We start from the raw sequence: 13,015 nt of genomic DNA, 5'->3' as shown, positions 1-13,015 counted from the left end.
CACGCCGCCAGCGTTCGTCCTGAGCCAGGATCAAACTCTCCATGTTGGTTGTTTGATGACTCATTACTTTTTTATCGCTTTTCTCACAATCCGTTAAGATTATAAGGGCAGTTTCACTCGTTGTTCAGTTTTCAAAGAGCAATCTTTTCTTTCGTGTCAACCGCGTGTGTCTCATCGGCGACTTTTATAATATATCACATCCGCCTATCTCATTGCAAGCTTTTTTTTCGTCTTTCGACATTTTTTTCAGTTTGTCGTTTGATCGATTAAATAGCCTGCAGAAGCGGCGAGATTTAATTTAACACAGACGGCTTAACTAAGTCAAGCTTATTATTCCGTTTTTTTATAGTAATAATAAAAAAGCGCGTGCTCACCATTCTAGATGGGTAAGCATGCGCATCTACCATAATATTCGTACATACTGATGACTTCATTAGTTAGATCATATAACGCAATTCAAGAGCCCCCGTATCGCTTGGTTCATGCATGACGGCTACCTCGCGAATATATTCCCGTTGCACCAGCTTTTGCAAGACCAATGACAAATCAACATGCAATACATTTATTGATTTATGGGATTGAAGTTCAGCAATACTCCATGGCTCCTCACGACTCTCTAAAATTTGAAATAACAAAGAGCAGCTTGTTTTCATTTTGTTCATGACGGAGAACTCACAGCCCAGCAGTACGAGCTGAACTCTTTGCTCTAACGTCTCAGGACTTACGGTAAGCTCTTCATAAAGCTTATAAATGCCTGGATGGACACGTTTCAATTGCTTCCAAATAGTTAGCTCCGGATGTCGCCCTTCTTCTATTAGAACAATATGTGCCCAATGATGGAGCGCGGTGAGCACATGACTATAAGCATCTAATAAATTACCGTCCAACAGATCCTGCTTTGCCAGCAAATAGGTTCTCAAAAATCCGGCAAACTCCGTAAATTGCTTTTGTTCCCGCATCGAATCCGGAAACTGCAGCAGTCTCTCGCGAACACTGCCTAAATAGCCGTCCCGATCCATTAAGATCTCCCCCCGAACTAGCCACTCAATGATATTACGGTTTTCTCCGCCAGATAACCATTCATTCAAGCTGTTCGGATCGATTGTTCGAACCAAAACTCTTTTCCCCTCGATTTGAACATGCTCCGTCCCATTAATGGCTCCATCATTCTTAATTAAAACGAGCACCAATAAATCCAAGCCATCAATTAATGGATTGTAAGGATATGGATTTTCAACTAAAACCAAACCAACTAAACCTGGTTCCGCTCGATAGTTGTCAGCGAAGTGTCCTTTTATATGTTCCACTAGTTCCTCCATATAGCTAATCGCATTTTATTAAGCTATAATAATAATCTACAGTTTTATTCTTTTTCGACAGTCTGGACGCACATTCCTGCTAACGAAAGTAGAAAAGCAGTCACAAATTGTTAAGCCATTAGTAATAGGAAGGGTTTGAAGGTATGAGAAGATTCTTTTTTAAGTCCGCAAAAATCAATGAATTCCGTCTATGGGGACTAGTATTCACCCTTGTTGGCATGGGCGTGATGATACTCGGAACCGCTGGCATTGTATTCTGGGGCCAAGCAGGCAAAATTATTGCTGCAATCTTCATGGTCATCGGCATGATTTCGTTGCTTATCAGCGTAGCCGTATATTTCTGGGCCGGGATAATGTCAACCAGCGCTACGATGCTCGAATGCCCTGAATGCGGTCGTCAAACCAAGTTGCTGGGAAAAACCGATCGCTGTATGTATTGCAGAACCATGCTTACTTTAGATCCCGCTCAAGCCACTCAATAGCCGAATATGCTTTTTGGATAAAAAAACATAAACGAGCTTTTGCTGCCATATAAAGCGGTGAAAGCTCGTTTCAGCATAGACGCTGAATCATCCTTGGAGCAGCCATTTATTTAAAATAACAATGAAAAAGAACACGTTCTCGAAGAGCTTCTGTCGAGAGCGTGTTCTTTTGATTTATCATTTTTTAGTAATATGAATTATGGCCTAATCTTAATTGCGTCATCAATCGTTTTCCAGATGGATGCCGTTTGAAATCCACGTTGCCATGTAGCGACCCCTGCTAAATCGTATTTTCGAACAAGCGCGACACGCGCCTTCATCGATAGATCATCCTCAATCCATATTCGGTTTAAAGCTCCATCTTCGGTATATTCGACATAATTTTGTCCGGCTTCCGCATCAAGCACCGGCTTCAACTTCTTCTCGGCAATGATAGCCTTGACATGATCCATTCCAACCGCTTTAGAAGTAACGGTTACTTTACCGTCATCGCCCTTCTTCTCGGTCCATATTCTCGTATACAACGGCATACTAAGCATAAGCTTGCTAGCCGGGACGCCATCTTCCTTCATGATACGGACAATCGATTTCTCGGTCCACGGCAAGGATGCGACTGAGCCCGACTTCGGACTTGAAGCCCAATGCTCGTCATATGCCATAACCATCATATAATCGACAACGCTGCCGAGCACTGCCCGATCGAGAAACAAGGACCACATTTCGCTATTTGATTTCGGAGTCACATCAATGGATACAACCAACCCTTGCTCATGCAGGAGCGGCGTGAGCTCACGTACAAACTGAACAAAATTGTCCTTATCGGCAGTGTGGACATTTTCAAAATCAATATTGATTCCTTGCAGATTATATACCTCGGCAAAGCCAATCAATTGCTGAATCATCGAAAACCGGGTCTCGGCGCTTGCCAATGCCTTTGTGGTTCGATCCGGCTCGAAAGCATTGCTGAATAACGCCCAAATCTGCATGCCTTGCTGATGCGCCCACTTTACGTAGGCGGGATCCGCCTTTCCTTTAATCGTCCCTTTATCATCCGCTAATTCAAACCAAGTGGGGCTAACGACGTTTACGCCTTGCATCGATCCAATCTTGGAAGTATCAATTTTCCGCTCATATACGGCTTCCCAGGTCATATTGATTTTATTGCCCATTACCTTCCATGCAACGAAAGCGGGCTCACGGGCCGGCTCTGGTACCTGATCGATCGTCGTTAGCCTAACGTCTTTTTTATTAATGTAACCGACCAACCCGCTTGTACTTTGTACAAGCAGCCAACCGTCCTGCTCCTCCCATATTCGCACCGTCATCGTCTGAGCGGCATTTTCTATGAATGGAGCTCGAATCGTCGGTCTAATCCGCATTGCAGTTCCCTTCTCTGGCATAATCTCGGCAAGCTGGATCGTATCCCCGGCCGAAAGTATCGTTACGATGCCCGAATCCTGAACGAATTCTACTTGTAAACCATAAAGCTCCTTCAACGGAGCTGCGGGAATGTATACGGTATCGTTAGAGGTTTCCGCTGTAATCGTTAGATTATAAGGTTTTTGATTAATTGTGCCTTCGAGTGAATCTGTCTTCAGACGCAGCACCTTATTCGCGGTTGTAAAAATAATTGAGCCCGAATCCGGCTCATAGCGGATAGGCTTGTCCTCTCCCAGCACCTGCTGCAGCGAAGCCAGCGGCAGCTTCACTTCATTATTTTCAATAAGGGCTCCTTGCTCGGCTTCCTTGCCTTTCACGAAAATCGGATATTCCGACTTGTAGCCAGGATCAACCAAATCGCCATTAGGAATGAATTGCATATATCCGTACCAAGCAAAAACAGCTAATGCCGCTGCTATGAACAAGAACATAAAGCTCCGAACACCCCGGTTGCCTCTGCGGCGCGGCGCTCGGTTGTACATCGTTTCCAAGTCATCACTCTCCTGTTAACAAGCATTATTCTTCTATACTGTCTAATAAAAAACGTGCAGTTTAGCGTATAATCGCCTCCCAGCACGTTCTTATTGATTTGATTTTGACCAATTAATTTCTTGTTGTGTTGCAAGCGGAACAAATACCGTATATCTCCATTCGGTGTCCCTCTACGACAAAACCCGTTACGCGGGATGCAGCTCGCTCCACCTCGAGCAATGGCGGATAATCAAAATCAACGATCGAACCGCAATTTTTGCATATGGCATGATAGTGATCGGATAAATCCGAATCAAAACGGCTTGAATCATCGCCATAGGTTAATTCACGCACTAAGCCAGCTTCAACAAATAGACGCAGATTGTTATATATGGTAGCTACGCTCATGCTCGGATAGGTCGGGGAGAGCGCCTTATAAATTTCATCTGCAGTCGGATGTGACATCGAGTCCATCAAGTAGCTTAATATGGCGTGACGTTGCGGGGTCATTCGGACGCCATTCATCTTCAGTTGCTCCAATGCTAAGTTAACGCTGGCTCCCATTCCCCTCACGCCCTTCCTAGTAGTTACGACTATTGTACGTTCTAATTTAAGAATTTGTCAATGAAAGCGCCTTTTTAGGTGCGCCCAAAACGTTTGATAGCAATGCTGTTCGTAGCATTGATTTGGATTCGGTAAGTCCCTTCACCTATTGCGCCTCTTACTGTTTTCTTACTTACTTCAAGCGGCAAATCAGTTGTAATATTACCGAAAGTTACCGATCCATATACCTTATAATGACCGTTCTCCGGCATGGAAAGCTTAATTTCGCCAACTGAGCTGTCCAGATCCCAATCGCCGCCCACGACCCCGCTGTTTAACTCAATGCTGCCGTTCAGCGTGTTTGCATTTACGGAAGCACCCGCTCCGTCTATCTTGATTCCCCCGTTCTTCGTTTCCGCTTGAATGTCATCCTTTATCCGCTTAATCTCTAAGCTGCCGTTCAGCGTATTGGCAAAAAGCTTGCCTTCAATGTCGGCAGCTGTGATCGAGCCACTCTTCGTTTCAAGATGACTTTCTCCAATGAGGGAAGATGCATCTATTCCGCCATTATTACCTTTGACGGAAACGGGGCCGCTAATATTGCTGACGGTTACGAGTCCGCTGTTGCTGCGAATGTCCAATCCGCCAGGTACACTTAAACCTTTTATTTCAACTGAACCATTACCCGCTTCCACCATCATCCTAAAGTTCAGCTCCTCCTCAACCCTTATCTCGGGCGTCGGATCAAGCTCCTCATTTTCTTGATCCGCAGTTTCGTCCGAGCCCTCTCCAGCGGACTGATTAGCTTGGTCAACAGCCAGATCCGTTGCAATTGGCCTTGCAGTTTCAACAGACGTCTCCGCTTCAAGCGGGACTTCCAAATCTGTTGGCGTTGGTGTATTGATCGGCGTCTCCTCAATCTCTATCCGGTCCGAAAGAGACAGAGGTACGGTAATTGTCATATTCATCCTGGGCTTTCTGCTGCCGTTAGCGCCATAATTCTGACCCTTTGCTTCGAGCAATACCTCCGTGCCCGGACTAACTTTAACCATCGATTGCTCGGCGACTGCATCAGCCTCTGCTTGCTCTGTTAAATCAACCCATACCGCCGTAAGCACCTCGATCTCCTGCACATCGCCAGAACGTACAGTGACTTGACCGTTCGGATTCTCGATATGTATAAGCGACACCCTGTCTTCAAGAGGAACTTTAATAATGGCCTTGTCGTAACGAAAGCCTTTCTCATCCCCATATTCGGCAGCACCGTTCAGATCCACATTGAATTGATCCAACCAACGGAAAGGGATATCTGCATATTGGGTAACCGCGTATGTGGTCAGCGTAATGACTAAAGCTATCATGCCGCCCGCTGCGTCAAGCCGCAATTTTTTTTCAGTACCTTTATATTTTAGGCTAAGTAAAATCACTTCGAGTCCTAACACTATAAAAATAACAGGCCACCATTGTCCAAGCACAGCAATATCGTTGCGGCCTTGGATTTGGTCCCAAATCAGCAGTGCTCCTACCGTCAGGACAAGTGCTGCTGCCGTAAAACGTCCTAACTTACACATAAACACCGATCCTTTCCTCGACCGCAGCAGCAAAAGGGATGCAACTATTAAAATAGGACCTACGCATAACTCAGCGAGCTCGTTCATCCAAGGCAGAAGCATCTCAGGCGGCTTCACCAGAATTAACATGACGATTCCTGACGTCATAAGTACAATGCCATGAATGAGACCGAATGCAATAGGTTCGTTGTGATCTGTCTCCAAGCTTTGGAGCGAATCAAAAACGCTAATGAAATAAAATACCGGAAGCATGATGCTTAGATAAACAATGAGCAGCAAATGCCTTCCGCCATCCGAATCAGCCAGGCGGATGATAGCCGTAAGATCAAGCAAAAACGCGGCTATAAGCATTAATCCTCGAGGATGCTGCCCCGTATACATATGTCCCGCGCCAGGAAGCGCAAAAGCGAATATGACGGTTAGCAATCTGCTTTTTGTTCTTTTTATTCCGAGCTTACCCAACGTACGCCCTCCAACTGCTTGATTTGATCGAGTAGCGCGAGCAGCGCTTCCGATTTAGGCAAAGTGACATACACCTGCAGCATGACCAGACCTATGTTCCCATCGTTTTCGCAGTCCTCAAGCTGTATTTTGCGGATTACGATTTTCTTATCTGCCAATAACCCGTTCATGCTGCGCAACGTTTGCGATACATCGCTTGCCCTTATCTTGAGCAGCTGCTCCTTCTTCGAGCTAATGTATCTCTTCTCCAGCTTATTAAAGGCCCACAAAGTGACGAGCACCATGAATGTAGTGATTCCGGATGCAAAATAGAAGCCCGCCCCGACAGCCAAACCAATAGCGGATACAACCCACAGCGAGGCTGCGGTCGTTAGTCCCGTTATCGATTTTCCAGTAAATAAAATAGTACCAGCTCCCAGGAAACCAATCCCGGTAATTACCGCCGCCGCCAGCCGAGCAGGGTCGACCCTCACGTTAGGCTCATCGACAAAAGCAGCGAAACCGTACATTGAGAGGAGCATAAGCAAGCAAGATCCCAGACAGACAAGAATATTGGTTCGAAAGCCCGCCGCGTGATTGGATTGCTCCCGTTCGAAGCCAACGAGACCGCCTAACAATAATGCGAGGAGCAGCCGGATCAAAATATGCAGTTCACTAATGTACCAAGGATTATGAAGCGAGTTCAACAGCATGAAATCCCGACCTTTCTCTACTGTTTATTGTACCATAATTGTATGCGTGAAACAGAACATACAGGCCATCCAGATGAGGACAGAAAAAAAAGAAAACGCGTTTCATCTAAATGATGAACCGCGTCTTTTCGCGCAGCTGCACTTATTTCAACCGTTCCAGCAGCAGCTTGTTAACGAGTGCAGGATTAGCTTTCCCTTTGGTTTCTTTCATAATTTGTCCGACAAGGAAACCGATCGCCTTCTCTTTCCCTGCTCTATAATCTTCAACGGATTGCGGATTCGCTTCTACGATTTGGTTCACGACGGCTTGAATCGCGCCTTCATCGCTAATTTGCACGAGCCCCTGCTCCTCAACGATTTGCTGAGGCAGCTTGCCTGTCTCGATCATCGCCTTGAAGACCGTTTTGGCGATTTTTCCGCTGATCGTGCCTTTCTCAAGCAAGCCGATCATTTCGCCAAGACCTTGTCCCGTTATTTTCACATCGGTAAGCTCTTGGCCATTCGCGTTCAAATAACCGAGCAAGTCGCCCATAATCCAGTTCGATACCGCTTTGGCATCCTTCGTATAGGAGAGGCTTTCCTCAAAGAAATCAGCAAGCTTCTTAGAAGAAGTAATGACCTCTGCATCGTAAGAAGGCAGGCTGTATTCTGTCGTGTAGCGCGCTTTGCGGGCGTCCGGCAGTTCGGGAATGGAAGCGTGAACGCTCGCCTTCCAATCCTCGCTTATATGCAGACGCACTAGATCCGGGTCCGGGAAGTAACGGTAATCGTGAGCCTCTTCTTTGCCGCGCATCGAGAACGACTTGCCTAACGCATCGTCAAATCGACGAGTCTCTTGCACGACCTCGCCGCCGCTATTCAGAATTTCGGCTTGGCGGAACTGCTCGTATTCCAGGCCGCGCTGAACGCCGCGGAAGGAGTTCATGTTTTTTAACTCCGCGCGAGTCCCGAACTCCCGCTGTCCGTATGGGCGAAGGCTGATGTTCGCATCGCAGCGCAAGCTTCCTTCCTCCATCTTCACGTCGGAGACGTCGCAATATTGCATGATCGCCTTCAGCTTCTCGAGATAAGCCTTGGCTTCCTCAGGCGTGCGGATATCCGGCTCGGATACGATCTCGATGAGCGGCGTGCCTACGCGGTTGAAATCGACGAGCGAGGCGTATCCCCCTTCTACATGCGTAAGCTTACCCGCATCCTCTTCGAGATGAAGACGGGTAATGCCGATACGTTTCGTCTCGCCGTTTACTTCGATATCGATCCAGCCGTTTTCGCCGATTGGCTGATCGTATTGCGAAATTTGGTACGCTTTTGGAGAATCGGGGTAAAAATAGTTTTTACGGTCAAACTTGCTGATATCTGCAATTTGACAATTAATGGCCATTGCCGCCTTCATCGCGTATTCAACGGCTTGACGGTTCAGCACCGGCAGAACGCCGGGATGTCCAAGGCATACTGGACAAGTATGGGTATTCGGAGGCGCGCCGAAAGCTGTTGAGCAGCTGCAGAAGATTTTACTCTTTGTATGCAGCTCTACGTGGACTTCCAGCCCGACCACCGTCTCGTATTTGTTCGGTTCAGACATTCGTATCGATCCCTTCGTAGACGTATATAACCGCTTATAGCCGCGGACGGAGTTTATGATGCCCGGTTTGCTGCTCGAACGCATGAGCGGCGCGCAGCACCGTCAATTCGTCGAAAGCTTTGCCGATGATTTGCAGTCCGATCGGCAAGCCGTCTGCGGTACCGCATGGAATGCTTATCGCGGGCACTCCAGCCAAACTAACCGGTATCGTGCAAATATCGTTTAAATACATCGTCAGCGGATCGCCAACCTGCTCTCCGATCTTGAAGGCCGGCGTCGGTGCGGTCGGCCCGATAATGAGGTCATATTGGCTAAATACTTGGTCGAAATCTTGCTTAATAAGCGTTCGAACCTTTTGGGCCTTCAAATAATAAGCATCGTAGTAGCCCGAGCTAAGCGCATAGGTTCCAAGCATAATCCGGCGTTTGACTTCGGGACCGAAGCCTTGGCTGCGGGATTTGCGATAAAGATCGATCAGGTTCGCCGGATCTTCCGCCCGAACGCCATATCGTACGCCGTCGAACCGCGCGAGGTTTGATGAGGCCTCCGACGATGCAAGCAAATAGTAGGTCGCAATCGCATATTCGGTATGTGGCAGCGACACCTCTTCCCATGCGGCGCCAAGCGATTCATAAACAGCCAATGCTTTTAACACAGCTTCCTTCACGCGCGGATCGATACCCGCTCCAAGGTATTCCTTTGGCACACCGATGCGTAAGCCCTTCACATCTCCGGTCAAAGCTGAAGTGTAATCCGGAATGTCCACATTCGCAGAGGTCGAGTCGCTTGCATCATAGCCGGCGATTGCTTGCAATACGTAAGCGGAGTCCTCCACATTTTTTGTTAAAGGACCGATTTGGTCCAATGAAGATGCGAAGGCGACCAGTCCAAAACGGGAAACAAGTCCATAGGTCGGCTTCAGGCCAACGATGCCGCAATAAGCAGCAGGCTGACGGATCGAACCGCCTGTATCGGAGCCCAGCGAGAAATACACTTGCCCGGCTGCGACGGATGCCGCCGAACCGCCGCTTGACCCGCCTGGTACATATTCCGTATTCCACGGGTTGCGAGCAGGATAGTAGCTTGAGTTTTCATTCGAACCGCCCATCGCGAATTCATCCATATTCAGCTTTCCGATCGTCACCGATTGCGCAGCTTTTAACTTTCGAACCGCGGTTGCGTCATAGATCGGATCGTAGTTGCTTAAGAACTGGCTCGCGCAGGTCGTCAGCAGTCCCTCTGTTACGATATTATCCTTGATACCGGCAGGCAAACCGAACAAGAGGCCGCGTTCGCCGCCTTCTTGCAATTGCTTGTCCAGCTCGGCAGCCTGCTGACGGGCGTTCTCTTCATTTAGTGTAATAAAAGCCTTAATAGAAGGCTCGGTTTCGGCAATTCTCGCATAAGATGCGCTAACCAGCTCAGAGACGGATAGCTCCTTGTTGTTAAGCTTGTTATGTACATCCTGCAGGCGCAAATCAAACAGTGCCAACAGTAGTTCCTCCCTTCAAAATCAACCCATTCTTATTATTCAAGCACCGCAGGTACTTTAAATTGTCCGTCCTCATCGTCAGGCGCATTTCGCAGCACCTTCTCGATCGGCAACGACTGGCGCTGCTCATCGGCACGCATAACATTTGTGATCGGCAGTACATGGCTCGTCGGCTCAACAGCTTCTGTATCCAAACCGTTTAGCTTCTCCGCATATTTCAATATTGCGTTTAGCTGCTCTGTAAACTGTTCTTTCTCCGAATCAGACAGCTCCAGCCGCGCCAAATTGGCAACATGCTCAACATCCTTGGACGTAATGCTCATCGTTGTATCTTCCTCTCTAAAGGTTCTATAGCTCATTTCCATAACGATTCTTCCTATTATATCTCACATTCAGGACGAACATCAATGTAAACGCCAAACGAGTTCCTATACGAAAAAAGACCGCTCCGAAGTCATTGAAGTGACTTACAGAACAGTCTGATACAGGTCGACTGGGTTATTAAATCCAAGCCTTCAAATTTACCTGACGAATAAAATCCGCTGGACTGAGCGTTTCCTTGACCGTACTGTCCGGCTCCGTCTCAGCATTATCTCCGTTCATAATTCGCTTGAACAATTCCTCGTTATGAGTGGCGAGCGCAAAATCAATAAGCGCTTCCCGCTCTACGCGGTCGACCTCGTCCTGAATAAGCACCTCTTCGAGCTCGACGTCTTCATCCGGAATAAGAAAATTACGATTGGCTGAAGGCACCCTCAGCACATAATCAAATACATTGTCCTGGTTTCGGTCGTAAGCTATTATAAAGCCATATTGCCCTATTGGAAGGTTTTGTTCGTATTGGTCAGCCACTATGACGACCTTTGTGCCTAATTTTAGCATCGTCCTCAACTCCTGTTTCTTCGCCGCTGATTCTATCACTACTATCCTACTAAAAAATAATAGCGGTGTCCAATCAGGAAAAACGTTGAGAGACTAGCGGTCCGATTAATCAATGGCGGAGCTTCGGCGCAACAGCCATGACGCCCCGGTTAAAGCAGCGGCCATAAGAGTAAACGTACAGGCGAGCGCCCATCCAAAAAGGCTCACATTTGCAATATCGGAAACCGCTGTCTGATAGGCAAAGCTGCTTAATGAACCTGGAAGCCAGCCCAACTTCTTAGGTAAAAGCCCTGCAAGCAAGGAAAGCGCCGCAGCGGTGCCGAGCGTCGAGAAGGCTGCGGCGGCCGAGCTCCTAAGAAGCGTACTGAAAAATAGGGTCAACGTCATCGCAAAGGATAGCCATAAGCCGAACACAAGGAGGCTGCCCAGCACCTTAGAAGCCTGCACATCGCCAAACAATAGACCGGTGTAATACCAAGACGCCAAATAACCGGCCGATAAAGATCCCCAAGCCAGCAGCAGCAGCGCCGTCCATTTGGATGCTGTAAAAGAGAATACAGCTATCGGCTTTACCAATATAAGCGAGGCTGCGCCACTGTTCCGTTCCCCCGATACCGAGCTCATCCCTACTAGTACAAGTACTAGCAGGCCCAGCGTCCCAAATTGCTGAAGCGTCTGTGCGAGCACCTCCGAGCCTAACGGCTGCGGTATTTCAATAACCGCTCCCTCCGTTATATTGCCTGCCTTTTCTAAGATCAGCGGCATATAATACATCGATGCCGGCTGCATCACACCCAGGAGCACGAACACAAGCGGAACCCAAAGCAGCTTAAGGCTGCGTACGAGCTCCAGCAGCTCCTTCTGCACCATGACGAGTAAACGGGTAAAGCTTGAGGTCATCATGGCGCTACCACCTTCATAAATAAATCCTCCAACGAGGTATGCCCGATTTCCAATCTGCTTACCTTGACCTTCTCTCTCGTCAGCACCTCGAGCAAATGCTGCCTTGCCGAGTCAACCTCCCTCACGGTAAAACGAACGGCGGCGCCCTGCTGTTCTATATTTTGAATGAAGCTGGCCTCCTGCGCTTCGTCTGACCATCTGCTGAGACGATCTTTATAATCGGTGAACCATTTAATTGAAACTTCATCCTGCTCGAGCTGAAGCTCAATAATCGGTTTGCGATGCTCGTTTCGAATTGCAGCTATATTTCCTTGAAGGGCAATCTGTCCCTTGCGGATAATGATGACGTCATCACACAGCTCCTCCGCATCGTGCAGCGCATGTGTGGAGAACAGCACCGTCGTTTCCTCCTTCAGCTCTTGAAGCAGACCGAGCACCTCTCTCCGGCCGATAGGATCCAGTGCGGATACCGGCTCATCCATGATAAGCAGCTTCGGACTATGCACCAGCGCTTGAGCGAGTCCCAGCCGCTGCTTCATCCCTCCCGAATACGAGCCGATACGGCGTTTAGCCGCGCCGGACAAGCCCACTCGTTCCAACAGCTCCTTCGCACGCTTCAAGGCAGTCCCAGCCGGCAATCCGCACAGCCTTCCCGCGTACACGGCGTATTCAAGGCCCGACATCCAATTATAAAACGACGGAGACTGCGGCAAGTATCCAATGTGCACTTTGCCCTTTCCGTAATCCCCTTTAACGAAGCCATGAAAGCGCATGGTTCCGGCCGTCTGACTAAGCAGTCCCGCAATCATCCGGATTGTTGTCGTTTTTCCTGCACCGTTAGGTCCTAGCAGCGCCACGCATCGACCCACATGTATGGAGAAATCAATTCCTCCCACCGCCTGCACCGCGCCAAATGTTTTCGTCAGTCCCTTTACCTCAAGCAGCGTTGTCATCTTTCATTCCTCCTACCGAAAATAAAGAAGGTTATAGGACCAATCAGGTTGACAAAAAGAATAATAAGCACCCACATCCATTTCGGGCCTCTAGTCTGCTCTGCCTTTATACACATCACTAAAGCTATGATCACAAGGACTAGCTGGATGGTAAGTATAGGAGCGATAATGGGCAAAATTTGCCCGAAGTCAAAATTATCGTACATAAGTAAATCCCCCTTAT

General features: G+C 48.1%; 13 protein-coding genes. 1 reads left to right on the top strand and 12 read right to left on the bottom strand.

All coding sequences use genetic code 11. The features are described 5' to 3' along the window. Window positions 1-437 precede the first annotated feature (437 nt). Window positions 438-1,307: a nucleotidyltransferase-like protein gene (locus L1N85_RS11615; protein WP_235237980.1), complete on the bottom strand. Its 870-nt coding sequence runs from the start codon at window positions 1,305-1,307 to the stop codon at window positions 438-440. Window positions 1,308-1,462: 155 nt separating this feature from the next. Here L1N85_RS11615 and L1N85_RS11610 point away from each other — a divergent pair, with 155 nt between their 5' ends. Next, window positions 1,463-1,801: a DUF2614 family zinc ribbon-containing protein gene (locus L1N85_RS11610; protein WP_235237979.1), complete on the top strand. Its 339-nt coding sequence runs from the start codon at window positions 1,463-1,465 to the stop codon at window positions 1,799-1,801. Between the two features lie 197 nt (window positions 1,802-1,998). On the opposite strand, the gene L1N85_RS11605 is transcribed toward L1N85_RS11610, so the two are convergent. The 11 genes from L1N85_RS11605 to L1N85_RS11555 all read right to left on the bottom strand — a co-directional run bounded on the left by L1N85_RS11605 (window position 1,999) and on the right by L1N85_RS11555 (window position 12,998). Next, complete coding sequence (locus tag L1N85_RS11605) at window positions 1,999-3,723, bottom strand: glycosyl hydrolase family 18 protein (RefSeq protein ID WP_235237992.1); 1,725 nt, start codon at window positions 3,721-3,723, stop codon at window positions 1,999-2,001. 121 nt (window positions 3,724-3,844) lie between these two features. After that, the gene (gene perR / locus L1N85_RS11600; protein ID WP_235237978.1) at window positions 3,845-4,276 is read right to left on the bottom strand and encodes a peroxide-responsive transcriptional repressor PerR; all 432 of its coding nucleotides are present in this window, start codon (window positions 4,274-4,276) and stop codon (window positions 3,845-3,847) included. Window positions 4,277-4,350: 74 nt separating this feature from the next. After that, window positions 4,351-6,288, bottom strand: a complete 1,938-nt coding sequence (locus L1N85_RS11595) for a DUF4097 family beta strand repeat-containing protein (protein ID WP_235237975.1) — start codon at window positions 6,286-6,288, stop codon at window positions 4,351-4,353. Next, window positions 6,270-6,980, bottom strand: a complete 711-nt coding sequence (locus L1N85_RS11590; protein WP_235237973.1) for an MgtC/SapB family protein — start codon at window positions 6,978-6,980, stop codon at window positions 6,270-6,272. Before L1N85_RS11590 ends, L1N85_RS11595 begins: the two co-directional genes overlap by 19 nt. Before the next feature lie 142 nt (window positions 6,981-7,122). Then, window positions 7,123-8,562: an Asp-tRNA(Asn)/Glu-tRNA(Gln) amidotransferase subunit GatB gene (gene gatB, locus L1N85_RS11585; protein WP_235237971.1), complete on the bottom strand. Its 1,440-nt coding sequence runs from the start codon at window positions 8,560-8,562 to the stop codon at window positions 7,123-7,125. A gap of 34 nt (window positions 8,563-8,596) precedes the next feature. Further along, entirely contained in the window at window positions 8,597-10,054 is a 1,458-nt protein-coding gene (gene gatA, locus L1N85_RS11580) for an Asp-tRNA(Asn)/Glu-tRNA(Gln) amidotransferase subunit GatA (RefSeq protein ID WP_235237968.1), read from the bottom strand. A gap of 35 nt (window positions 10,055-10,089) precedes the next feature. Further along, window positions 10,090-10,377 carry an Asp-tRNA(Asn)/Glu-tRNA(Gln) amidotransferase subunit GatC gene (gene gatC, locus L1N85_RS11575; protein WP_235237991.1) on the bottom strand — a complete coding sequence of 96 codons (288 nt, stop codon included), beginning with the start codon at window positions 10,375-10,377 and terminating at the stop codon, window positions 10,090-10,092. Between the two features lie 178 nt (window positions 10,378-10,555). Continuing rightward, complete coding sequence (locus L1N85_RS11570; RefSeq protein WP_235237967.1) at window positions 10,556-10,936, bottom strand: ATPase; 381 nt, start codon at window positions 10,934-10,936, stop codon at window positions 10,556-10,558. A 105-nt stretch (window positions 10,937-11,041) separates the two neighbouring features. Then, complete coding sequence (locus L1N85_RS11565) at window positions 11,042-11,839, bottom strand: ABC transporter permease subunit (RefSeq protein ID WP_235237966.1); 798 nt, start codon at window positions 11,837-11,839, stop codon at window positions 11,042-11,044. After that, on the bottom strand, window positions 11,836-12,792 hold the full coding sequence (locus L1N85_RS11560; RefSeq protein WP_235237963.1) for an ABC transporter ATP-binding protein: 957 nt from the start codon (window positions 12,790-12,792) through the stop codon (window positions 11,836-11,838). Before L1N85_RS11560 ends, L1N85_RS11565 begins: the two co-directional genes overlap by 4 nt. Continuing rightward, window positions 12,789-12,998 (bottom strand): PLD nuclease N-terminal domain-containing protein, encoded by a 210-nt coding sequence (locus L1N85_RS11555; RefSeq protein WP_235237960.1) that lies wholly within the window; start codon window positions 12,996-12,998, stop codon window positions 12,789-12,791. The genes L1N85_RS11560 and L1N85_RS11555 overlap by 4 nt, the downstream gene beginning before the upstream one ends. Between the last annotated feature and the right edge of the window lie 17 nt (window positions 12,999-13,015).

Source organism: Paenibacillus alkaliterrae (genome assembly GCF_021532375.1).
Classification (GTDB): Bacteria; Bacillota; Bacilli; order Paenibacillales; family Paenibacillaceae; genus Pristimantibacillus; species Pristimantibacillus alkaliterrae.
This window is presented reverse-complemented; position numbering and strand designations above follow the sequence as displayed.